Here is a 21,019-nt window from a genome sequence, read left to right as displayed (position 1 = left end):
CGGGCGTTGCGTCGCCGCGGCGGCACGCTAGAAGCGTGGCAGGTCGGGGTGCGCGAGCCGGCCGCCGCGCACCAGCATCTTTCCGTACTCCGCGCAGCGATTGAGCGTCGGGATCACCTTGCCCGGATTGAGCAGGCCCGCGCCGTCGAACGCCCGCTTGACCCCGCGCATCTGCTCCAGCTCGGCGGCGCTGAACTGCACGCACATGGAATTGAGCTTCTCGATGCCGACGCCATGCTCGCCGGTGACGGTGCCGCCCATCGCGACGCTGGTCTCCAGGATCTCGGCGCCGAACTGCTCGCAGCGGCGCAGCTGGTCCGCGTCGTTGGCATCGAACAGGATCAGCGGGTGCAGGTTGCCGTCGCCGGCATGGAAGACGTTCACGCACCGCAACGCGTACTTCCGCTCCATCTGCTGGATCGCCAGCAGGATGTCGGCCAGCCGCCGGCGCGGGATCGTCGAGTCCATGCACATGTAATCGGGGCTGATCCGCCCGGAGGCCGGAAACGCGTTCTTGCGGCCGCTCCAGAAGCGCAGTCGCTCGGCCTCGTCGCGGCTCACGGCGATGGCGGTGGCGCCGGCGCCGCGCAGGACGTCGGTCATGCGGCCGATCTCCTCCTCCACCTCCTCGGGCGTGCCGTCGCTTTCGCACAGCAGGATCGCGGCGGCCTCGAGGTCATAGCCGGCATGGACGAAATCCTCGACCGCCGCGGTCATCGGCTTGTCCATCATTTCGAGGCCCGCGGGAATGATGCCGGCCGCGATCACCTGCGCTACCGCGTCGCCCGCCTTGCGCACGTCGTCGAAGCTGGCCATGATGCAGCGCGCCAGCAGCGGCTTGGGGACCAGCCTGACCGTGACCTCGGTCACCACGGCCAGCATGCCTTCGCTGCCGACGATCGCGCTCAGCAGGTCGTAGCCCGGCGCGTCGAGCGCGTCGCTGCCGAATTCCACCGGCTCGCCCTCGGCGGTGAAGCCGCGCACCTTCAGGACGTTGTGCACCGTCAGCCCGTACTTCAGGCAATGGACGCCGCCCGAGTTCTCGGCCACGTTGCCGCCGATGGTGCAGGCGATCTGCGAGGACGGGTCGGGCGCGTAGTAGAGGCCGTGGGCCGCCGCCGCCTCGCTGATCGCGAGATTGCGCACGCCGCATTGCACCAGCGCCGTGCGGGATCGCGGATCGACTTTCAGGATGCGGTTGAAGCGGGCCAGCGACAGCGTGACGCCCATGGCGTGGGGCATGGCCCCGCCGGACAGCCCGGTGCCGGCGCCGCGGGCGACGACCGGCACCTTCAGCCCGTGGCAGGCCTTCAGCACCGCCTGCACCTGGCTGTCGGTCTCCGGCAGCGCCACGACCAGCGGGCGCTGCCGGTAGGCCGTGAGGCCGTCGCATTCGTACGGCGTCGTGTCCTCGGCGTTCCACAGCAGCCCGCCGCGCGGCAGCAGCGGCTCGAGCGCGGCCACCGTGCGGGACTGGAGTTCGGCGCGTTCGAGGGCGGCGGGTTCGGGTGGGCGGTTCACGGGCGGGCCTTCGGGTGGTGTCGGGTGGGGCGTCCGGCCCGTTTGTACCACCTGCGCGAGGGCTCCTCCCATCCCGCGATACGGCCTGATGCCATGAGAAATATCAACCTTTGCCTGCTCGAGCGCTGGCACAGTGATGCCATCAGAGCATTCGAGAGCGAAAGGAAGACCAAATGAGCCCCTGGATGATCAACACCGCCGCCGGCATCCTCGCCGTGCTTGCCGCCACGGGGCTCTTTTTCTTCGTGACCACCCGCGGTACGTTGATCGTGCGCGGCCTCGCCGGCGGTCCCCGCAGCAGCGAATCGCATGTGTATCCGATCTACTCGAACATGCGGTTGATCAAATTGGTCGACTTTCAGCCGATCATTTCCGCCATCCTGCTGTTCCAGTACCACCGCCTGGTTTCCAGGATCGTGAGCGGCCTGCGCGCCACGAACCTGAAGCACAAGAAGGTGCTGATCACCTCGTGCGCCTTCGGCAACGTGATCCCGCGCGTGGTGGATGCCTCGCTGAACTCCGGCGCCAGCCGCGTCGTGGTGGCGGACATCATCAAGAACGAACTGCTGCACGCCAAGAGCAAGCTGGACGATACCTACGGCAGCCGCATCGAGTACGTCGAGGACGACGCCACGGCCATGAAGCAGAGCGAAGGCTTCGCCGACGCCAACATCATGTTCTTCCTGCTGCACGAACTGCCGCACGACCTGAAGGGCAAGGCCCTGAGCGAAGCCGGGCGCATGCTGGCCCCTGGCGGCAAGCTGTACCTGGGCGAGTTCCACAAGCCCACGCCGCTGGTGCTCAAGTGCCTGAGCTGGAGCTACTTCAAGGTGTTCGAGCCGCTGGGCCTGGCCTTGTGGGACAGCCACGACCCGGTGGCCATCCTGCAGAAGATGGGCGGCTGGACCGTCGAGCGCCAGACGTTCTTCTTCGACAACTTCCAGATCATCACCGCGACCAAGCACTGATCCGGCCGCCACCCGCGGCGAGGACCGCCGGCCGCGCCAGCGGCCGGCGGTTTTTCACTTGAACACGACCGTCTTGTGGCCGTTCATCAGCACGCGATGTTCGCTGTGCCACTTGACGGCGCGCGCCAGGACCTGGCTTTCCGTGTCGCGGCCCTGCGCCGTGAGGTCTTCCACGGCGAAGCTGTGGTCGACCCGGGCGACGTCCTGTTCGATGATGGGGCCCTCGTCGAGGTCGGCCGTCACGTAGTGTGCGGTCGCGCCGATCAGCTTGACCCCGCGGTCGTGGGCCTGGTAATACGGCTTGGCGCCCTTGAAGCTCGGCAGGAAGCTGTGGTGGATGTTGATCGCCCGGCCCGCCAGCTTGCGGCACATGTCGTCCGACAGGATCTGCATGTAGCGCGCCAGCACCACGAGTTCCGCCCGTTCGGACCCGATGATTTCCAGTTGCCGCGCCTCGACCTGCGCCTTGGTCGCGGCCGTCACGGGCAGGTGGTGGAACGGCACGTTGTAGCTGGCCGCCAGCTGGTAGAAGTCGCGATGGTTGGACACGATCGCCGCGACGTCGAGCCGCAGCAGCCCGCTCTTCCAGCGGAACAGCAGGTCGTTCAGGCAATGGCCTTCGCGGCTGACCAGGATCACCGTGCGCATCGGTTCGCGCAGCGCGTGCAGCCGGCACTCCATCTGGAACGGCTCGGCGAAGAACCCCAGCTGCATCTTCAGGTCGTCGTAGGTGAGCTGGGTGCAGGCGAACTGCACCCGCATGAAGAACAGGCCGGTGTCGTGGTCGTTGTACTGGGCCGCCTCCTCGATGTTGCCGCCGCGGTCGAGGAGGAAGCCGGAGACGGCATGCACGATCCCGGGCCGGTCGGGGCAGGAAAGCGTCAGGATATACGCGTGGGTCATACCCCGGCGATTGTCGCAGGAGCGCCGGAGCACGCCCTGCCGGCGGTGCGACAATGGCCGCTGCCGCACACCAAGGAGAACCGCGATGGCATACAACGACTTCTCGATGGACCACCACTGGCTGCCGTTCACGCCGAACCGCCACTTCCGCAAGGAACCGCGCGTGTTCGTGGGAGCGGACGGGATGCACTTCACGACCCACGACGGCAGGAAGGTCGTCGACGGCGTTTCCAGCCTGTGGTGCGTGGGCGCCGGCCACAACCGCAAGCCGATCAACGAGGCGATCAAGAAGCAGCTCGACACGCTGGACTACGCCACGGCTTTCCAGGCTTCGAACGACAAGGCGTTCCAGGCCGCCGACATGATCGCGGCGATGGCGCCCGGCGACCTCAACAAGGTGCTGTTCTGCAACTCGGGCTCGGAAGCCGCCGACACGTCGCTGAAGGTCGCCCTCGCCTACCACCGCGCCCGCGGCGAAGGCCACCGCAACGTGTTCATCGGCCGCGAGAAGGGCTATCACGGCGTCGGTTTCGGCGGCATGAGCGTGGGCGGCATTCCGGCCAACCGCAAGGTGTACGGCAACGCGTTCCTGCCGCGCGTGGACCACATGCGGTTCATCCACGACCCGGTGAACCACGCGTACATCCACAACGAGCAGCCGCTGTGGCAGGAGGACATCCTCGCCGAGCTGGAAAACCGCATCCTGCCGCTGCACGACCCGAGCAACGTCGCCGCCATCATCGTCGAGCCGGTGGCGGGCAGCGCCGGCTGGTACCTGCCGCCCAAGGGCTACCTGCAACGCCTGCGCGAGATCTGCGACAAGCACGGCATCCTGCTGATCTTCGACGAGGTGATCACCGGCTTCGGCCGCATGGGCACCAACTTCGCGGCGGACTTCTACGGCGTCGTCCCCGACATGCTGAACTTCGCCAAGTGCGTCACCAACGGAGTGATCCCGCTGGGCGGCGTGATCTGCCGCGACAAGCTGTACGACGCGATGATGAAGACCGAGGCGCCGGAGCACGTGGTGGAGTTCTTCCATGGCTACACCTACTCCGGCCATCCGGTGGCCTGCGCCGCCGCCATCGCGACACTGGACCTGTACAAGCAGGAAAACCTGTTCCAGCGGGCCGGGGAAATGGGCAAGGTCCTGGGCGACGCGTGCCACGGCGCGTTCAAGGGCCTGCCGAACGTCATCGGTATCCGGAGCCTGGGCCTGGCCGCCGCGGTCGAACTCGCGCCGCTCGCCGGCGCCCCCGGCAAGCGCGCATACCAGATCTTCCTGGACTGCTTCCACAAGGGCGCGCTGGTGCGTCCGGCCGGCGACGTGCTGGTGATCGCGCCGCCGTACATCGTCGAAAAGCAGCACATCGACACGCTGGTCAACACGCTGGCCGATTCGATCCGCCAGCACGCCTGACGGGCCGGATCCGGCCGATGGGGCAAGGCACCGACGCGGGCGCGAAGGTGGGCGTGATGGTGCCCACCTTCAACCGCCCGGATCTGCTGCGCTCATGCGTGCTGCAAATGGCGGCGCAGTCGCGCCCGCCCGACCTCATCTGCATCCACCAGAACGGCCACCCGGATTCGTACATCTGGTCGGTCGAGGACCTGCGCACGCCGGGCCAGCTGGTGTGGATGCACACGCCGCAGAAGATCGCGCAGCACCAGTGGTACGCCGTGCCGCTGCGCTACCTGCTCGAGGCCGGATGCACGCACTTCTTCTGGGCCGACCACGACGACATCTACCTGCGGGACCACGTCCAGGCCGGCCTCGACGACCTGCGCGACGCCGACTTCTCCGTGTCGAGGCAATGCGGGCTGCTGTACACCAAGGCGTCGGAATTCCGCTACGCGCCGCAAGTCGAGTTCACCTCGCACGCGCCCGGCGGGATGAGTTCCAGCATGTGCTTCAACCGTGCCTTTGCCGGGCAGCTCCTGGCCGACCTCCTGGCCGATACGGTGCACCACTACAGCGACAACGTGGTGGCGCACGTGACCATGCCCCGCTTCCGCTGCCGGGTGTCGAGCCGGCGCACGGCGGTCTACCACGCCCACGAAGGCTCGCTGACTTCGCACCCGTGGCTGGCGACAGCGTTCGGCTGAAAGACGCCTTCGCCGTCTACTGCGGCGCGGGCGGCCTGGCTGCGCCGCGCGACTTGAGTTGCGCCTCCAGCTCCGCGCAGTAGTCCTTTTTCGGTGGCGGCGGCGGCCACTTCATGGTCTGCACGCGCAGGCCGGGGGGCAGGTGCAGCGGGACGCCCAGCCGCTCGTCCACATGGCGGCCTCCCGCCAGCAGCACCACGGTCTTGCCGCGGGTGGCGGCCTGCTGCAGCGTCTGGGCCATGGTCCGGTCGCGGGCAATCTGGATCCGCGCCATCGGCGCGATCTGGTGTTCCGGCAGCAGGTTGCAGTGCCCGTGGCGCACGGCCTCCTGCTGGTCGCGCAGCGCCTGCCCCGGCAGCGCGGCATCGAGCTGGGCATCCGCCATCGCCTCGCGCATGTGCGGTCGCGGCAGGTTGCCGCCCAGCACCGGCACGCCCGCGGCCACGGCCGCCATCACGGCGGGCCGATACGCGTCCCACGACCAGCCGCCCGGGCCCCAGTGCAGCGCCTCGCGCACCTGTGCCTCGTTCGCGGTGGACGGCAGGCCCGCCGTCGAGCGGCCGCGCTCGGCCATCTCGAGGACGACCGCGGCCAGCGTGCCGCGGCGGGCCAGGGCGTCGACCACCTTGCGGTGCATGTCCTGATGTTCCTCGGCGTCGTGCTGCTCGCCCAGCAGCAGGAGGTCCAGCGGGGCCCCGTCACTGGCCGCCAGCGGCGGCAGCGACGGCGAGGTGGTGCAGGAGGCCAGCCCGAGGAGGACGGCCGCGGCGGTGAGGTGCAGGCGCATCCGACGATACTAAGGCGCGCCGCGACCCCCGCGGCGGCGCCACCCGAATGACCCCGACTCTTGCTCTGCGCGTTGCGCTGACCCTGCTGCTCGCCCTTGCGGCCGCGCTGCTGTGCGTCTGGCTGCGCACGCCGGTCCCCTGGATGATCGGTCCATTGCTGGCCACCGGCATCGCTTCGGTGGCCGGGGCGCCGACCCGCAGCCTCGCGCCGTTGCGCAACGCCGGGCAGTGGGCGATCGGCACCGCGCTGGGGCTCTACTTCACGCCGCAGGTCACGGCCCTGGTCGCCGGCCTCTGGTGGGCCATCCTGCTCAGCATCGTCTGGGCGCTGGGCCTGGGCTGGGCCTTCGGGCGGTGGCTGCAGCGTGCGCAAGGGCACCGCATCGGCGGCACCGCGCAGCAGCAGCGCGCCACCGGCTTCTTTGCCGGCGCGATCGGCGGCGCATCCGAGATGACGGTGCTGGCGGAGCGCGAAGGCGCCCGCACCGATCTTGTGGCCGCATCGCACAGCGTCCGGCTGGTCATCGTCACCGTGGCGGTTCCGTTCGCCCTGACGTTCGGGGGCTTCTCCGGCAGCGACGCCATCGTCCCCGGACCGAACAGCGTCGATGCGGCCGGGCTGGCGCTGCTCGCGGCAGCCACGATCGCGGGGGTGCTGGTCCTGCAACGCACCGGCCGGGCCAATCCCTGGTTCATGGGGGCGCTGCTGGTGGCCATGGGCCTGACCATGGCCGGTATCGAACTCTCCGCCATGCCCCGCTGGGCGACGAACGCGGCCCAACTGCTGATCGGGGTGAGCCTGGGGGTGCGGTTTTCGGCGGGATTCCTGCATGCCGCCCCGCAATGGGTAGCGGCAGTGGCGGCCGGAACTGTCGGGATGATCGTCCTCTGCGCGGGTTTTGCAGGGCTGCTGGCCTGGGCGACGGGACTTGGGTGGGCGACCCTGGTGCTGGGGACTTCGCCCGGCGGCATCGGCGAGATGGCGATTACCGCCAAGGTACTGCAATTGGGAGTGCCGATGGTGACGGCGTTCCAGGTCTGCCGGCTGGTGGCGGTGCTCCTGCTGGTGGAGCCCCTCTACCACTGGGAGCGCCGGCCGCGCTGAGGGGGCGACGGCCCTCCAGCGCCAGCGGATCAGTGCATGACCAGCGGGTTCTGTGCCAGCTCGGCGTAGCCGTCCAGCGTCTCTTCGACTTCTTCCTGCGTCGGCGTGTTCAGCTGCCAGGCGTTGATCTGGCGCTGGAAGGCCTCGGCCCAGGAGCCGTCGAGGTACACCTCCTTGTTGGATCGCTTGTCGACGATCTCGAAGCCGTGGCGCACGATGCGCGGCGGCGGCTCGCCTTCGGCGGGTTCGTTCGCCTGCATGTGCACGACGACAAACGAGTCGGAGTCATAAAGCATCTGCATTTCGATTTCCTCTTGCCACCTCAAATGGCTGCGTTCGGCCCGGTTTCAAGGATGACCGGGCCATCACGGTTGGAAAGGCCTCCCTTTGTGCTTCCCAGAATAGGCAGGCGCCAGCTCAGCGCCTGTCGGTTGCCAACCACTGGTGATCGGCCCAATCTCCGTTCGGCTGTGTCAGACGCAGGCGCACCGGAACGTAAGCCTGTCCGGGAGCGAGCCAGACTTCCAGGCGCTGGTCGAATTCGCCCCGTGGCGGCCGCGTGAGCTTCACCGTGCCGAGTTCCCCGCCCGGCAGCTGCAGCTGTTCGGGGCCGTCGACCGTGAAGACCCAGGGCCCCGCCTCCCGCGCCGTCGCGGTCTGGACGACTACTTCGGCGCCGGCAGGGAACCGGTCCGGCGTGCCCGCCACCAGGGCCGCAAGCTGCAACAGGATGCTCAGGCGGTCCTGCGCGCCCGGCGCAAGCGGCGCGGCCGGCCGGTTGTTGCTGAAGACGACCCGCTGCCCTGCGCGGTCGAAGTGCGCCGCCTGCTCGCCGCGGCCACGATCCCCGAAGCGCGCCGGCTCCAGGCCCCGGCTGCCGATGCTGCCGGCGCTGTGCTGCACTCGCGGCCGCGGCGACGAGGGCGACGCGGTCTCGAAGCGCGCCTCGTAGCTGTTGCCGTCGTGGCGCCAGGTCAGCTCGCTCGTGCCCAGGCTGGCCTGCTGCCTGACCTGCATCGTGACCTGGTATTGCAGCAGCACCGACGGCGGGATTTTCACGCTCGTTGCCACCGCTGCGGCCGGCGCGGGCTCCTGCGGCACGGCGGGAGGCACGGCGCTGGATCGGGCCCGCGGGGACGCCGGCAACCGGGCTGCGGGGCGCGGGGGTGCCGGACTGGTGGAGGGCGGAGCGGCGGCGGTCACGGCGGGCGCTGCGACGGCGGGCGGCGGCGTGGCGACTATGCCGCGGGTGCTGAAGGCCGCCGGCCGGAGCGCCGGTGCGGGCTGGATGCGCGGCGGGCTGCGATGCAGGAGCCAGACATGCGCCGCCAGCACGGCCGCGGTGAGTCCGAGGACCGCTGACGCCGGCATCCCGGCACCCGTGCTCATCGGGCGTGCCCGCTAGAATTTCGCGCAGTTCGGTTCATTTCAATTTGCGTAACGCCGCGGCACTTTCGCGCGACTACACGCTGGAGGCTCATCGGTGAAGCTCGCCACGTACAAGGACGGTTCGCGCGACGGACAGCTGGTGGTCGTGTCGCGCGACCTGGCGACCGCGCACTACGCCACCGGCATCGCCGACCGCCTCCAGCAGGTGCTGGACGACTGGGGCTTTCTTTCCCCGCAGCTGCAGGACCTCTCGGACGCGCTCAACGGCGGCAAGGCGCGCCACGCCTTTCCCTTCGACCCGGCGCGGTGCATGGCGCCGTTGCCGCGGGCTTACCAGTGGGCGGACGGCTCGGCGTACATCAACCACGTGGAACTGGTGCGCGCGGCCCGCAAGGCGCAGGTGCCCGAGAGCTACTACACCGACCCGCTGATGTACCAGGGCGGCAGCGACGACCTGCTGGGCCCGTGTGACGATGTCGTCATCGCCAGCGAGGAGTGGGGCATCGACTTCGAGGCGGAGATCGCCGTGGTCACGGGCGACGTGCCGATGGGCGCCACCCCCGAGCGCGCCCTCGACGGCATCCGCCTGGTGATGCTGGCCAACGACGTGTCGTTGCGCAACCTGATCCCCGCGGAGCTGGCCAAGGGCTTCGGCTTCTTCCAGAGCAAGCCGGCCACCGCCTTCAGCCCCGTCGCCGTGACGCTCGACGAATTCGGCGGCGCCTGGGACGGAGGGCGGTTGCACCTGACGCTGCAAAGCAGCTGGAACGGGCGCAAGGTCGGGATGTGCGACGCCGGGCCGGAGATGACCTTCCACTTCGGGCAACTGATCGCCCACATCTGCAGGACCCGCAACGTGCGTGCCGGCAGCATCGTGGGTTCCGGCACGGTGAGCAACAAGGGCGTCACCGGCGAGAGCGGGCGCACCGAATGGCCCAAGGGCTACAGCTGCATCGCCGAGAAGCGCGCGATCGAGACCATCCAGGACGGGCAGCCGACGACGGGCTTCATGAAGTTCGGCGACACCATCCGCATCGAGATGCGCGGCCGCGACGGCCAGAGCATCTTCGGCGCGATCGACCAGGCGATCGCGCCGCTGTCGCGCTGAGGCGCTGGGCACTCCGGCTCCAGTGAGTGATCGCTTCGACCTGCAGCGATTCGTCGACGCCCAGGCGCCGGTGTACGCGCAGGTGCTCGCCGAGCTGCGTGCCGGGCGCAAGGCCAGCCACTGGATGTGGTTCGTGTTCCCGCAACTGGCCGGGCTCGGCAGCAGCGCCATGGCCCGCCGCTACGCCATTTCCTCGCTCGACGAGGCGCAGGCCTACCTCGCCCATCCGGTGCTGGGTCCGCGCCTGCGCGAATGCAGCGCACTGGTGCTGCGGGCGGCGGAGCCCGACGTGCATCGCATCTTCGGATCGCCCGACGACCTCAAGTTCCGCTCGTGCCTGACGCTGTTCCAGCGGGCCGCGCCGCAGGAGCCGGTGTTCGGCGCGTGCCTGGACCGGTTCTTCGGCGGGAGTCCGGACGCCACGACGCTCGCGCTGCTGTAGCCGCTACAGCCGCAACCAGGGCGTGCCGGTTTCCTCCGCCTGCGCCTTGACCAGCGAATCCAGGAACGAGTCGCACCACCAGTGCACGTCGTACTCGCGGATGTTCGCCATCAGCGCCTGGTGGCGCGCGCGCCGCTCCTCCACCGGCATCTGCAGCGCCAGGTGGATCGCGTTGGCCGTCGCTTCGACGTCGTAGGGATTGACCAGCAGCGCCTCCTTGAGCTGCTCGGCCGCCCCGGCGAAACGCGACAGCACCAGCACACCGGGGTCCTGCGGGTCCTGCGACGCGACGAACTCCTTGGCCACCAGGTTCATGCCGTCGCGCAACGGCGTCACGAGCGCCACCCGGCTCGCCCGGTACAGCCCGGGCAGCCGGCTGCGCGCCACGGTGCGGTGGATGTAGCGCACCGGCATCCACTCGAGCTCGCCGTAGTTGCCGTTGATCGAGCCGCACAGGCTCTCCAGCTCGTGCAGGATGTCGGTGTAGGCGCCGACGTCCTCGCGGCTGGGCGACGCGATCTGGACCAGGGTCGCGCTGTTGTGGGTTTCCGGATACCGCTGCAGCAATTCGCGGAACGCCTGCAGCCGCTGCGGCAGGCCCTTGGAGTAGTCCAGCCGGTCGACCCCCACCAGCAGCTTGCGCCGCGAATACTCGCGCCGCATCCGCTCGTACATTTCAAGGCCGTCGGGCGCGCTCGCCAGCGCATTGAATTCCTCGACGTCCATGCCGATCGGGAACGCGCCGGCCTGGATGGTGCGGTTGAAGGCGCGCCAGCGGCCCTCGCCCAGGTTCTGCGCGCGGGCTTCGGCCTCGATGTAGCGGCAGAAGTGGCCGTGGTCGGCCTCGCTCTGGAAACCAACGAGGTCGTAGGCGAACAAGGCGCGGATCAGCCAGTCGTGGCCGGGAATGGCGGCCAGGATAAGCGGCGGCGGCAGCGGAATGTGCAGGAAGAAGCCGATGCGCTGGGTGCAGCCCAGCGCCCGCAGTTCGGCCGCCAGCGGGATCAGGTGGTAGTCGTGCACCCAGATGATGTCGTCGTCCCGCAGCAGCGGCTGGAGCTTGCGCGCGAAGAGCTGGTTGACTCGCCGGTAGCCGGCGATGTAGCCCGCGTCGAAGTCGGCGAGATCCAGCCGGTAGTGGAAGACCGGCCACAGCACGCCGTTGGAATAGCCGACGTAATAGGCGTCGTGGTCCTCGCGGCTCAGGTCCAGGGTCACGAGCTTGACGGGCCCCGCCTGCTGGGTGCGCAGCTCGCCTTCATCCGCGCGCCCGCCCGCGGACGGCTCGACGATCTTGCCGCTCCAGCCGAACCAGAGTCCTCCGGTGTTGTTCAGGACGTCGGCCAGGGCGACGGCAAGGCCCCCGGCCGCGGTCTTGCGGGGATCGGCGACACGGTTGGAGACGACGACGAGCCTGGGCATGTTCCCTTCAGATGACGGTGTCCCACGGTGCCGAGAGCCGCACCGCGGCGTTGATGGTTCCGACCATCGAATACGTCTGCGGGAAGTTGCCCCACATCTCGCCGCTGACGGGGTGCGTGTCTTCCGACAGCAGGCCCAGCGGGTTGCGGCTCTGGAGCATCACCTCGAAGATCTCGCGCGCCTGGCCCTTGCGGCCGATCCGCGCGAGCGCATCGATGCGCCAGAAGGTGCAGATGTTGAAGGCGGTCTCGGGCTTGCCGAAGTCGTCGGGCGCCTCGTAGCGGCGCATGTAGGGGCCGTCGCACAGCGACTTCTCCAGGGCGTCCACGGTGCTGATGAAGCGTGGGTCCTTCGGGTCGATGAAGTTGACCTCGGCCATCAACAGCACGCTGGCGTCGAGGTCGCGGCCGCCGAAACTTTCGGCGAACGCCTGGCGCTGCTCGCACCAGGCTTCGGTGAGGATGCGCCGGCGGATGATCTCGGCGCGCTCGGACCAGTAGCGATGCCGGTCGGGCAGGCGCAGCGCGGTCGCGACCTTGGCGAGGCGGTCGCACGCCGCCCAGCTCATCAGGGCGGACGAGGTGTGGATCCGGGCGCGGGTGCGCAGCTCCCACATCCCGGCGTCCGGCTGGTCGTGGACGCGAAACGCCTGCTCACCGACGGCCTCCAGGTAGCCGAACTCCGCGAGGCCAGCGCGGCGGAACAGCCGGTGGTCATGGAAGGCCTGCGAAGCGCCGAGGATGATGTTGCCGTAGACGTCGTGCTGGAAGTGCTCCTGGGCCTGGTTGCCGACCCGCACCGGGCCCTGGCCGCGGTAGCCCGGCAGGTGCTCGAGGATCGCCTCCGGCAGCTTCTCCTCCTGGCCGATGCCGTACAGCGGCTGGATGTGGCCGCCGCCCGAGCGCACCACCACGTTGTTGAGCCAGCGCAGGTACTCCTCCATCGTGGCGACTTCAGAAATGCTGTTCAGGGCGCGCACGACGAAGAAGGCATCGCGCAGCCAGCAGAACCGGTAATCCCAGTTGCGGCCGCTGTGCGGCGCCTCGGGGATGCTCGTGGTCATCGCCGCCACGATCGCGCCGGTGTCCTCGAACAGCGACAGCTTCAGCGTGATGGCCGCCCGGATCACGGCGTCCTGCCATTCGAGCGGCAGCGACAGCGCCCGCGACCAGGATCGCCAGTAGCTGGCCGTCTCCTGTTCGAAGGTGCGGGCCGTGTCCTCGATGCCGCCGGTGAGCGTCTCGTCGGGCCCGAGGATGAAGTTCATCGGCCGGTCCATCACGAACGGCGTTTCCGACAGGATGTAGCTCAGCGGCCCGTCGCTGTTGAGCCGCAGCGTCAGGTGCGGTCCCACGTAGCGGATGTGCGTGCTGCCCTGGGTCACCTGCGGCACCGCGCGTCCCCATTCGAAGCGCGGCCGCAGCAGGACCCGAACGCGCGGCGAGCCGGCCAGCACCTTCACGCGCCGCACCAGCGTCAGCGGCCGGAACGTGCGGCCGCGGCTGAAGAAGCGTGGCGCCAGGTCGGTGATCTCGATGCCCTGCCCCTGCGCGTCCCACAGCCGGGTGCGCAGGATGGCGGTGTTCGGCTCGTAGATCTGCTCGCTGCGCGCGAAGTGCTCGAGTTCGAACGACCACAGGCTGCCGTTCTCGCTCGCGTCCAGCAGGCCGTTGAAGACCGGATCGCCGTCGAAGCGCGGCAGGCAGCACCACACGATGCGGCCGCGTTCGTCGACCAGCGCGCTGTACGCGCAGTTGCCGATCACGCCCAGGCGCAGCGAAGGTTCCAGGGCGCTTGCCGTCGTGTTCATGCATTGACCTTTCCGGCCTTCGCGGCCGCCGCGGCGTGCAGCTGCTCGCGCAGCGCCGCCGGCGAGTCGAGCCGGTGCCACGCAACGCTCGTGCCTTCGCCCACCTTCACGCCCAGCCCCTGCAGCCGCTGCACGGTGGCGAAGCCGACCTCGTCGGTGAAGTCGTCGCCGACGAAGACGGGCGTGCGGCCGGCAAAGGGAGGCTCCTGCAGAAAGGCTTCGATGGCGTTGCCCTTGCTCGCGCCGCCGGGCTTGGCTTCCACCACCATCTTGCCGCGCAGCAAGGTCATCCCGGGCGATTCCTGGACGGCAGCCTGCATCGCATGCAGGCAGACCTGCTCGAGTTCGGGCGCCTGCCGGTAGTGCAGCGCCACCGATCCGCGCTTGGTTTCGATGCGCAGCCGCGGATGCTGGGCGGCCAGCTCGGCGGCAACTTCCTCGACGTGCTCGAGCGGGTGCGTGTGCAGCAACGCCAGTTCGCCGCTCGCGGTGCGCCGTTCCGCCCCGTGGACACCGGCCACCGGCAGGTGCAGCGGCCGCAGGAATTCGTCGATCTGGGCGATGGGGCGGCCCGAAATCACCGCGAGCGCACCGCCGAGGTACTCCCCGAGCGCGGCCAGGCTGCGGGTGAGGTCCGGCGGGACGGCCACCGCCTCCGGCTGGGGCGCCAGGTCCACCAGCGTGCCGTCGAAATCGAGGAAGAGTGCTGACGAGGGGTGGAGGATGTCCACGAAATTCATGGTGTGTGACCCTAACAGGCGGGGCGCCCGCGGACCAGTCCGGGCCGGCCCCTGGGCATGTAGGACGCAGCCTACCGCCTCGCCGGTGCAAGCGCTCGCGCGGGCTTTTTGGGAACGGCTCGGGGTCTCTGCGGGGGGCCGATAATCCAGGCAGTCCCACCTTCGAGCCTCCTGGAGCCGATCATGCCAAGCCGAGTCTTCCTTCCCGCCCTGTGCCTGGCCGCTGCCAGCGCGGTTGGCGCCATCGCCCCAGCCCAGGCCCAGCCCGCCACGCCGGCCGGCCAGTCGCAGCATCTGCCGCGCGTCGAAGGCGCCTGGGTGCGCAGCGCCGTGCCGGGCCAGCACGGCACGGGCGCGTTCATGAAGATCACCGCGCCGCGGCCCATGCAACTGGTCGGCGTCTCGACGCCCATCGCCGGCGTGGCCGAAGTGCACGAGATGAAGATGGAAGGGGACGTCATGAAGATGCGTGCCCTTCCGGCGCTGGACCTTCCGGCCGGCCGCACCGTGGAACTCAAGCCCGGCGGCTACCACCTGATGCTGATGGAGTTGAAGCAGAGCCTGAAGGCCGGAGCCACGGTGCCCATCACCTTGCTGCTGCGCGACGGCGCCGGCGCCGAAAGCCGGCTGGAGCTGAAGGTGCCGGTGGCGGCGAAGGCCCCCGGAGGCGGCCATGGCCACATGGATTCGCACAAACATTGACATCGCGCGCGGCCACGGCGCGAGGTCCATCGGGTAAGCTGGCAGCATCGGGCAACCCTCGGAGCGTGGCAATGAGCGACCAGCAGCATTCCGGTTTCGGACAGTTCATTCCGGGCTTCGACTTCCTGCAGAACCTGGCCAAGGGCGGCGCCCAGGCGATGCCGCAGATGCCGGGCCTGTCGAACTGGATCGCGCCGACCTTGGACGTCGAGGAACTGGACAAGCGCATCGGCGAGCTGAAGGCGGTGCGGTTCTGGCTGGAACAGAATGCCACTGCCGTCGGCGCGACCATCCAGGCCCTGGAAGTCCAGAAGATGACGCTGGCGACGCTGCAAGGCATGAACGTCAAGATGGCCGACCTGGCCGAGTCCATGAAGTTCAAGCCCGAGGCGGCCCCTGGTGCGGCACCGGCAGCCAAGGCGGCCGCGAAGGGCAACGAGGCCAGGGGGTCCGACGGCCAGCCGCACGATGGGAAGGTGGTCGACCCCTTGCAGTGGTGGGGCGCCCTGACGCAGCAGTTCCAGCAGATCGCCGCGACGGCCATGCAGGAGGTCGCCGCCACCGCCGACAGCGGGGCGAAGGCGGCGGACCACGCGCCGGCGCCTGCCGCCGGCAAGGCGGCGGCCGGGAAAACGAAGCGGCCGGCCCGCAAGACCGCCGCCAGTTGACTGCCGGCGTTCGACCATGAAGCTGTTTCCGTGCGCGCATGCCACGCACCCGCAGTGGGCGATGGCGGCCGGGCTGGTGCTCGCGCAGCTGCGGGCCCAGATGGCGCTGCCCGAGTACGCGGCCAGCCCGACGCTCGGCCTGCTCTACATCACCGATCACTACGCGCCGCACGCGCAGGACATCCTCGACCACCTCGGCGCCGAACTGCCGGAGGTGACCGACTGGGCCGGAACGGTGGGGGTCGGCGTGGCTGGCTCGAATGTCGAGTACTTCGACGAGCCGGCGCTTTCCGTGATGCTGTGTGCCGTGCCGCCCGACCAGTACCGGGTGTTCTCGGGGGTGGCGCCGCTCGGCGTCGGCGACGCCATGGGCTTCGAGCCGCATACGGCGCTGGTGCATGCCGACGCGTCCACGGCCGACCTGGCCGAACTGATCGCCGAAATGGCGCAGCGCACCGCGACCGGCTACCTGTTCGGCGGACTGGCATCCAGCCGCACCCAGCCGGTGCAGTTTGCCGTCGGCGGCAACGGCAATATCAAGGGCCAGGGCGCGGCCGGTGGCGTGTTCCGCGGCGGGCTGTCCGGAGTGGCTTTCGGGGAACAGGTGGTTCTGGTTTCGCGCGTGACGCAAGGCTGCCACCCGGTCGCGCCGCAGCGGGTAGTCACCGCGGCCGAGGGCCACGTGATGCAGGAACTCGACGGCGAGCCGGCGCTGGAAGTCCTGCTGCGCGACACCGGCATCTCGCTGGATCGCCCGCACGAGGCGATGGCCGCCCTGCGTGCCACGCTGGTCGGGCTCACGCCGGCGGGGTCGGACGCGGTGGGGCGCACGGGCCACTTCGGTGCCGACGTGCTGGTGCGCCACATCATCGGCCTCGATCCAGGCCGCAACGCCGTTGCGATCGCCGACCGCGTCGAGCCCGGCATGCGCATGGCTTTCTGCCGGCGCGACGTGCAAGCGGCGCGCTCCGACCTCGTCCGCATCTGCTCCGAAATCCGCGAAGAGCTGGAGCCGCAGGAGGTGAGCCTGCCGGTCGCGGCCGCCCTGGCGGCGCCGGACGCTGGCGCGGGACCGCATCCGGCGCGCCGGATCGCCGGCGCCGTGTACGTGAGTTGCGCCGGGCGCGGCGGGCCGCATTTCGGTGGGCCCAGCGCGGAGCTGCAGATCGTCCGGCGGGCGCTCGGCGACGTGCCGCTGGTCGGGTTCTTCGCCGGCGGGGAGATCGCCCGCGACCACCTGTACGGCTACACCGGGGTGCTTACGGTGTTCTGCGCCGCAGCGCCGTGAACGCCGAGAATTCCCAGCGGCGCATTCCCAGCAGCAAGGTGTAGCTCTCACGCTGGCGGTCAGGCAGCTTCTGGTCGGCTTGGTGCTGCTGCGCGAAGTCCTGCGCCAGCCGCTGGAGGCGGTCGAGGAAAGCCGGCGCCACGCCGCGGCTGACGGAACCGTGCACCAGCAGGAGGCCCTCGGCCTCGCCGTCGAAGCCGCCGGCGAAGTAATCCAGCAGCACGTGCTCGCGGAAGTACTTCATCACGGCGCCGTGCGGACGCCAGCGGAAGGTCTTGGCCAGCTTGAGGCGGTACCGGTTCAGCGGCCGCAGTTCGACGATGCCCAACCGGTCCAGCTGCACGAAACAGCGGATCGCCTCGGCTTCGCTCAGGCGGTAATGGGTGGTGATCTGCTCCAGGGTCCACTGGCTGAGGACGCAGATCGCGCACAGCAACAGTTTCTTGTCGGCGACGACGGCCCTCTCCTGCTCCTGCGTGAGCTCCTTCAGCAGCGGCTGCGTCTCCGCCACGCGCCGCGCGAGTTCGCCGAAATCCAGCTTGAGCGCCCGGCAGATCGCATCGACGCGCGACAGCGGCATGTCGCCGCGCGCCAGCATGCGCTTGACGCTCGACTCCGCCATGGAAAGCGCCCGCGCGAGGTCGGCGTACGTCATCTGGGCCGCCTTGAGTTCCTTCTTGAGGGCGGCGACGAGATCGGCGGTGGTGCTCATGCCGGTATCGTATTCCGATACTCGTCGGCGCACTACGGTGCGTTTTCAACAAAATGCTGTACCGGCCGCCGGCGCGTGCGGACACTCCCGCCACGTTCAACAAGGAGCAGACATGCCATCGAACCTGTCGTCCCGGGAGACCACGTTGCTGATCGCGGCCCTGGCCCTGGCGGCCTTCGCGATCTGGGGGCCGTTCACGCCGCAGCCGGCGGGCTACCATGACTTCGCCGACCGCCGCGCCATGCTGGACGTGCCGTTCGCGCTCGACGTGCTGTCGAGTCTCGCCTTCGCCGCGGCCGGCCTGGCGGGCCTGCGGGTGCTTGCGGCACTGCCGCCGCGCACCGTCACCAACATGCAGCGCGCCATGGCGGCGTTGTTCTTCGCCGGGCTGCTGCTGACGGCTGCGGCGTCGGCCTGGTACCACTGGGACCCGGACAACGCGAGCCTGGCGGTAGACCGCACGGCAACGGCGATGGCCTGCGCCGGGCTGCTCGGTTTCGCGGTGGCGACCCACGTCAGCGAGCGGGCCGCGGCGGCGACGGGGCTGGCGCTGCTGGCGCTGGGGCCGGTGGCCGTGCGAACCTGGCTGGCCACCGGCGACCTGTTGCCATGGACCACGCTGCAGGCCGGCGGCATGGCGCTGCTCGTCTGGCTCGGGCTCCTGCGCCGGCGCTTCGGTGCGCCCGACGTGCACTGGGCGGCCGTGATCCTCGCGCTCGTCGGCGCCAAGCTGCTCGAGATGGCCGACCATGACGTGCATCAGCTGACCGATGGCCTGCTGGCAGGGCACGCCTTGCAGCACGCCGCGGCGGCGGCTGCGGCGTGGCCGGTGGTGGCGGCCCTGGCCGCGCTGCGGCCGCAACGCGAGCGGCGGGCGTTCGCCACGCTCACCCGCGTGAGTTCGCATCCCGGGTGACGCCTGGCCGCCGCGCCGCGCGGCAGACGGCCCAGGCGCGGGCCGCCGGCTCTCCGGCGGCCGTGAGGTCAGACTCCGCGCGCGCGGTCCTGCCTGAATTGCCGCACGAAAGTGCCGAAGCTGCCGGCGTCGAGCGCCGCGCGCACCTCTCCCATCAGGTTGAGGTAGTAGTGCAGGTTGTGGATGGTGGCCAGCATGGGTGCCAGCATCTCGCCGCAGCGCTCGAGGTGGTGCAGGTAGGCGCGCGAGAACCCGCCGGAGACGCCGCCGTCGTCGCGCCGGTGGCCGGCGCAGGTATAGCAGGTACAGCTCTCGTCGAGCGGCCGTTGGTCGGTGCGGTGTCGCGCGTTGCGCAGCTTCAGGTCGCCAAAGCGGGTGAACAGGTGGCCGTTGCGCGCGTTGCGGGTCGGCAGCACGCAGTCGAACATGTCGACACCCTGCGCCACGCCTTCGACGAGGTCCTCGGGCGTGCCGACGCCCATCAGGTAGCGCGGCTTGTGCCCGGGCAGCCGGTGCGGCGTGTGCGCCATGATGCGCAGCATTTCTTCCTTGGGCTCGCCGACGCTCACCCCGCCCACGGCGTAACCGGGGAAATCCATCTCCACCAGCGCGGCGAGCGATTCCTCGCGCAGGTGCTCGTACATGCCGCCTTGCACGATGCCGAACAAGGCGTTGGGATTCTCCAGGCGAGCGAACTCGGTCTTGCAGCGTGCTGCCCAGCGCCGGCTCAGTTCCATCGAGAAGCGCGCCTCGGCCTCGGTCGTGATGTGGCCCTTGGTGTCGTAGGGCGTGCACTCGTCGAACTGCATCACGATGTCGCTGTTCAAGGCGGTCTGGATCTGCATCGACACTTCCGGCGTGAGGAACAGCCGGTCGCCGTTCACGGGCGAAGCGAACTTCACGCCTTCCTCGGAGATCTTGCGCATCTCGCCCAGGCTCCAGACCTGGAAGCCGCCAGAGTCGGTGAGGATCGGTTTGCTCCACTGCTCGAACCGGTGCAGGCCGCCGAACTGCGCGAGCACGTCGAGCCCGGGGCGCATCCAGAGGTGGAAGGTGTTGCCCAGGATGATCTGGGCGCCCATCTCCTCCAGCGACCTCGGCGTGACGCCCTTCACGGTGCCATAGGTGCCGACCGGCATGAAGATCGGCGTTTCCACCACGCCGTGGTTGAGGGTGAGGCGGCCGCGGCGGGCGTGGCCGTCGGTCTTCAGGAGTTCGAACTGGAGCATGTGTCAGGCGGGGTGGGGGCGCGCGCGAGCAGCATCGCGTCGCCGTAGCTGAAGAAGCGGTACTGCCGCGCGATGGCGTCGCGGTACAGGCCGATGATGTGCTCGTACCCGGCGAACGCGCTGACCAGCATCAGCAGCGTCGACTTCGGCAGGTGGAAGTTCGTGACCAGGAGGTCGACCTCGCGAAACCGGAATCCGGGCGTGATGAAGATGTCGGTGTCGCCGCTGGCCTGGCCGCTGCGGGCCCAGGACTCCAGCGTGCGGACGGTGGTCGTGCCGACGGCGACCAGGCGGCCGCCGCGCGCGCGCAGCCCGGCGATCGCCGCCTGGGTCGCCGCGGGCACTTCGTACCACTCGCTGTGCATGCGATGCGCCGCGATGTCCTCGGTCTTCACCGGCTGGAACGTCCCCGCGCCCACGTGCAGCGTGACGCTGGCGCGCTGCACGCCGCGCGCGTCCAGCGCGGCGAGCACGGCCTCGTCGAAGTGCAAGGCGGCCGTCGGGGCCGCCACGGCGCCGGGATGCTTCGCGAACACGGTCTGGTAACGCTGCGCGTCCTGCGCCGTGTCCGCGTGCTCGATGTACGGCGGCAGCGGGACGTGTCCGTGCCGCTCCATCACCGAGTACGGGTCATCGCTGAAGCCAAGGCGGAACAGCGGTCCGTCGCCATCCGGCCAGCGTCCGAGCAAGGTGGCGGTGAAACCGCCCTCCATTTCCAGCGCGGTCCCGACCGGCGGCTTCTTGCTCACCTTCATGTGCGCAACCACCTCGTGGCCGGGGAGCACGCGCTCGACCAGCAGCTCGAGCCGGCCGCCGGTGGGCTTTTCGCCGAAGAGCCTGGCCTTCACGACCTGCGTGTCGTTGAAGACCAGCAGGTCGCCGGGCTGCAGCAGCGCCGGCAGTTCGCGAAAGACCCGGTCGACGGACGGCGAGCTGGTGCCATCGAGCAGGCGCGACGCGCTGCGCTGCGGCGCCGGGTGCTGGGCGATGAGTTCGGGCGGGAGGGCGAAGTCGAAATCGCCCAGGGTGAAGTTGCGCATGTGCGTCGAGGGCCGGACGGACCCGTACCGAAGGGTGGGCTGCCCCCGATTTCCCGGACACATTGAATGGCAACATGTGTTCAGGAGATCGAAATGGCTTCAAGGAAGCACTACACGGACGAATTCAAGCGTGAGGCGGTCAGGCTGGCGACGGCGCCGGGG

21 protein-coding genes are annotated in these 21,019 nt (G+C 69.5%); 10 read left to right on the top strand and 11 right to left on the bottom strand.

Going from position 1 to position 21,019, the window contains the following annotated elements; all coding sequences use genetic code 11:
* Positions 1-27 precede the first annotated feature (27 nt).
* Positions 28-1,521: an FAD-linked oxidase C-terminal domain-containing protein gene (locus RAMLITH_RS24755; protein ID WP_420376939.1), complete on the bottom strand. Its 1,494-nt coding sequence runs from the start codon at positions 1,519-1,521 to the stop codon at positions 28-30.
* 173 nt (positions 1,522-1,694) lie between these two features.
* On the opposite strand from RAMLITH_RS24755, the gene RAMLITH_RS24750 reads away from it, so the two are divergent.
* A complete protein-coding gene (locus tag RAMLITH_RS24750; RefSeq protein ID WP_168110140.1) occupies positions 1,695-2,489 on the top strand; it encodes a class I SAM-dependent methyltransferase in 795 nt (264 codons plus the stop codon).
* Between the two features lie 54 nt (positions 2,490-2,543).
* Here the strand turns inward: RAMLITH_RS24750 and purU are convergent, their stop codons facing one another.
* Entirely contained in the window at positions 2,544-3,392 is an 849-nt protein-coding gene (gene purU / locus RAMLITH_RS24745; RefSeq protein ID WP_168110139.1) for a formyltetrahydrofolate deformylase, read from the bottom strand.
* A gap of 85 nt (positions 3,393-3,477) precedes the next feature.
* Here purU and aptA point away from each other — a divergent pair, with 85 nt between their 5' ends.
* Both aptA and RAMLITH_RS24735 read left to right on the top strand, forming a co-directional pair.
* On the top strand, positions 3,478-4,812 hold the full coding sequence (aptA, locus tag RAMLITH_RS24740; RefSeq protein ID WP_168110138.1) for an omega-aminotransferase AptA: 1,335 nt from the start codon (positions 3,478-3,480) through the stop codon (positions 4,810-4,812).
* A 17-nt stretch (positions 4,813-4,829) separates the two neighbouring features.
* Complete coding sequence (locus RAMLITH_RS24735; RefSeq protein WP_168110137.1) at positions 4,830-5,498, top strand: glycosyltransferase family 2 protein; 669 nt, start codon at positions 4,830-4,832, stop codon at positions 5,496-5,498.
* Between the two features lie 16 nt (positions 5,499-5,514).
* Here RAMLITH_RS24735 and RAMLITH_RS24730 read toward each other — a convergent pair whose 3' ends face one another.
* Positions 5,515-6,285: a ChaN family lipoprotein gene (locus tag RAMLITH_RS24730; protein ID WP_168110136.1), complete on the bottom strand. Its 771-nt coding sequence runs from the start codon at positions 6,283-6,285 to the stop codon at positions 5,515-5,517.
* Positions 6,286-6,332: 47 nt separating this feature from the next.
* Here RAMLITH_RS24730 and RAMLITH_RS24725 point away from each other — a divergent pair, with 47 nt between their 5' ends.
* Positions 6,333-7,391: an AbrB family transcriptional regulator gene (locus tag RAMLITH_RS24725; RefSeq protein ID WP_168110135.1), complete on the top strand. Its 1,059-nt coding sequence runs from the start codon at positions 6,333-6,335 to the stop codon at positions 7,389-7,391.
* Positions 7,392-7,420: 29 nt separating this feature from the next.
* Here the strand turns inward: RAMLITH_RS24725 and RAMLITH_RS24720 are convergent, their stop codons facing one another.
* Complete coding sequence (locus tag RAMLITH_RS24720) at positions 7,421-7,693, bottom strand: BTH_I0359 family protein (RefSeq protein WP_168110134.1); 273 nt, start codon at positions 7,691-7,693, stop codon at positions 7,421-7,423.
* Positions 7,694-7,808: 115 nt separating this feature from the next.
* Positions 7,809-8,450: a DUF3108 domain-containing protein gene (locus RAMLITH_RS24715; protein ID WP_475493632.1), complete on the bottom strand. Its 642-nt coding sequence runs from the start codon at positions 8,448-8,450 to the stop codon at positions 7,809-7,811.
* A 424-nt stretch (positions 8,451-8,874) separates the two neighbouring features.
* Here RAMLITH_RS24715 and RAMLITH_RS24710 point away from each other — a divergent pair, with 424 nt between their 5' ends.
* Positions 8,875-9,888, top strand: coding sequence for a fumarylacetoacetate hydrolase family protein (locus RAMLITH_RS24710; protein WP_168110133.1), 1,014 nt, complete (start codon positions 8,875-8,877; stop codon positions 9,886-9,888).
* A 22-nt stretch (positions 9,889-9,910) separates the two neighbouring features.
* On the top strand, positions 9,911-10,330 hold the full coding sequence (locus tag RAMLITH_RS24705; RefSeq protein WP_168110132.1) for a DUF1810 family protein: 420 nt from the start codon (positions 9,911-9,913) through the stop codon (positions 10,328-10,330).
* 3 nt (positions 10,331-10,333) lie between these two features.
* Here RAMLITH_RS24705 and otsA read toward each other — a convergent pair whose 3' ends face one another.
* From otsA to otsB, 3 genes are read right to left on the bottom strand one after another with little or no spacing between them, the layout of a single operon-like run.
* Positions 10,334-11,752 (bottom strand): alpha,alpha-trehalose-phosphate synthase (UDP-forming), encoded by a 1,419-nt coding sequence (otsA, locus tag RAMLITH_RS24700; RefSeq protein ID WP_168110131.1) that lies wholly within the window; start codon positions 11,750-11,752, stop codon positions 10,334-10,336.
* A 7-nt stretch (positions 11,753-11,759) separates the two neighbouring features.
* Positions 11,760-13,562: a glycoside hydrolase family 15 protein gene (locus RAMLITH_RS24695; RefSeq protein WP_168110130.1), complete on the bottom strand. Its 1,803-nt coding sequence runs from the start codon at positions 13,560-13,562 to the stop codon at positions 11,760-11,762.
* Positions 13,559-14,302 carry a trehalose-phosphatase gene (otsB, locus tag RAMLITH_RS24690; RefSeq protein WP_168110129.1) on the bottom strand — a complete coding sequence of 248 codons (744 nt, stop codon included), beginning with the start codon at positions 14,300-14,302 and terminating at the stop codon, positions 13,559-13,561. Before otsB ends, RAMLITH_RS24695 begins: the two co-directional genes overlap by 4 nt.
* A gap of 183 nt (positions 14,303-14,485) precedes the next feature.
* On the opposite strand from otsB, the gene RAMLITH_RS24685 reads away from it, so the two are divergent.
* The 3 genes from RAMLITH_RS24685 (at position 14,486) to RAMLITH_RS24675 (ending at position 16,960) form a co-directional block, all read left to right on the top strand.
* Entirely contained in the window at positions 14,486-15,004 is a 519-nt protein-coding gene (locus RAMLITH_RS24685; protein WP_168110128.1) for a copper chaperone PCu(A)C, read from the top strand.
* 71 nt (positions 15,005-15,075) lie between these two features.
* Positions 15,076-15,672: a PhaM family polyhydroxyalkanoate granule multifunctional regulatory protein gene (locus RAMLITH_RS24680; protein WP_168110127.1), complete on the top strand. Its 597-nt coding sequence runs from the start codon at positions 15,076-15,078 to the stop codon at positions 15,670-15,672.
* Positions 15,673-15,688: 16 nt separating this feature from the next.
* Positions 15,689-16,960 carry an FIST signal transduction protein gene (locus RAMLITH_RS24675; RefSeq protein WP_168110126.1) on the top strand — a complete coding sequence of 424 codons (1,272 nt, stop codon included), beginning with the start codon at positions 15,689-15,691 and terminating at the stop codon, positions 16,958-16,960.
* Here the strand turns inward: RAMLITH_RS24675 and RAMLITH_RS24670 are convergent.
* A complete protein-coding gene (locus tag RAMLITH_RS24670) occupies positions 16,932-17,672 on the bottom strand; it encodes a helix-turn-helix domain-containing protein (protein ID WP_168110125.1) in 741 nt (246 codons plus the stop codon). The genes RAMLITH_RS24675 and RAMLITH_RS24670 overlap by 29 nt on opposite strands.
* Positions 17,673-17,784: 112 nt before the next feature.
* On the opposite strand from RAMLITH_RS24670, the gene RAMLITH_RS24665 reads away from it, so the two are divergent.
* Complete coding sequence (locus RAMLITH_RS24665; protein WP_168110124.1) at positions 17,785-18,588, top strand: hypothetical protein; 804 nt, start codon at positions 17,785-17,787, stop codon at positions 18,586-18,588.
* A 68-nt stretch (positions 18,589-18,656) separates the two neighbouring features.
* On the opposite strand, the gene tgt is transcribed toward RAMLITH_RS24665, so the two are convergent.
* Together tgt and queA are read right to left on the bottom strand one after the other, a co-directional pair.
* Positions 18,657-19,817, bottom strand: a complete 1,161-nt coding sequence (gene tgt / locus RAMLITH_RS24660; RefSeq protein ID WP_168110123.1) for a tRNA guanosine(34) transglycosylase Tgt — start codon at positions 19,815-19,817, stop codon at positions 18,657-18,659.
* Positions 19,796-20,857: a tRNA preQ1(34) S-adenosylmethionine ribosyltransferase-isomerase QueA gene (gene queA, locus RAMLITH_RS24655; RefSeq protein WP_168110122.1), complete on the bottom strand. Its 1,062-nt coding sequence runs from the start codon at positions 20,855-20,857 to the stop codon at positions 19,796-19,798. The genes tgt and queA overlap by 22 nt, the downstream gene beginning before the upstream one ends.
* Positions 20,858-21,019: the final 162 nt, after the last annotated feature.

It is taken from the genome of Ramlibacter lithotrophicus, from assembly GCF_012184415.1.
Taxonomy (GTDB): domain Bacteria; phylum Pseudomonadota; class Gammaproteobacteria; order Burkholderiales; family Burkholderiaceae_C; genus Ramlibacter; species Ramlibacter lithotrophicus.
The sequence above is the reverse complement of the archived record's forward strand: the minus strand, read 5'-3'. Positions and strand labels throughout refer to the sequence as shown.

Bases quoted from the DNA above. Each gene is read 5' to 3' on its own strand.
- RAMLITH_RS24725 (WP_168110135.1), top strand. From the start codon at position 6,333: ATGACCCCGACTCTTGCTCTGCGCGTTGCGCTGACCCTGCTGCTCGCC.
- RAMLITH_RS24695 (WP_168110130.1), bottom strand. From the start codon at position 13,562: ATGAACACGACGGCAAGCGCCCTGGAACCTTCGCTGCGCCTGGGCGTG.
- RAMLITH_RS24675 (WP_168110126.1), top strand. From the start codon at position 15,689: ATGAAGCTGTTTCCGTGCGCGCATGCCACGCACCCGCAGTGGGCGATG.
- RAMLITH_RS24665 (WP_168110124.1), top strand. From the start codon at position 17,785: ATGCCATCGAACCTGTCGTCCCGGGAGACCACGTTGCTGATCGCGGCC.
- tgt (WP_168110123.1), bottom strand. From the start codon at position 19,817: ATGCTCCAGTTCGAACTCCTGAAGACCGACGGCCACGCCCGCCGCGGC.
- RAMLITH_RS24735 (WP_168110137.1), top strand. From the start codon at position 4,830: ATGGGGCAAGGCACCGACGCGGGCGCGAAGGTGGGCGTGATGGTGCCC.
- otsA (WP_168110131.1), bottom strand. From the start codon at position 11,752: ATGCCCAGGCTCGTCGTCGTCTCCAACCGTGTCGCCGATCCCCGCAAG.
- RAMLITH_RS24680 (WP_168110127.1), top strand. From the start codon at position 15,076: ATGAGCGACCAGCAGCATTCCGGTTTCGGACAGTTCATTCCGGGCTTC.
- aptA (WP_168110138.1), top strand. From the start codon at position 3,478: ATGGCATACAACGACTTCTCGATGGACCACCACTGGCTGCCGTTCACG.
- RAMLITH_RS24750 (WP_168110140.1), top strand. From the start codon at position 1,695: ATGAGCCCCTGGATGATCAACACCGCCGCCGGCATCCTCGCCGTGCTT.
- otsB (WP_168110129.1), bottom strand. From the start codon at position 14,302: ATGAATTTCGTGGACATCCTCCACCCCTCGTCAGCACTCTTCCTCGAT.
- purU (WP_168110139.1), bottom strand. From the start codon at position 3,392: ATGACCCACGCGTATATCCTGACGCTTTCCTGCCCCGACCGGCCCGGG.
- RAMLITH_RS24730 (WP_168110136.1), bottom strand. From the start codon at position 6,285: ATGCGCCTGCACCTCACCGCCGCGGCCGTCCTCCTCGGGCTGGCCTCC.
- RAMLITH_RS24685 (WP_168110128.1), top strand. From the start codon at position 14,486: ATGCCAAGCCGAGTCTTCCTTCCCGCCCTGTGCCTGGCCGCTGCCAGC.
- RAMLITH_RS24670 (WP_168110125.1), bottom strand. From the start codon at position 17,672: ATGAGCACCACCGCCGATCTCGTCGCCGCCCTCAAGAAGGAACTCAAG.
- queA (WP_168110122.1), bottom strand. From the start codon at position 20,857: ATGCGCAACTTCACCCTGGGCGATTTCGACTTCGCCCTCCCGCCCGAA.
- RAMLITH_RS24720 (WP_168110134.1), bottom strand. From the start codon at position 7,693: ATGCAGATGCTTTATGACTCCGACTCGTTTGTCGTCGTGCACATGCAG.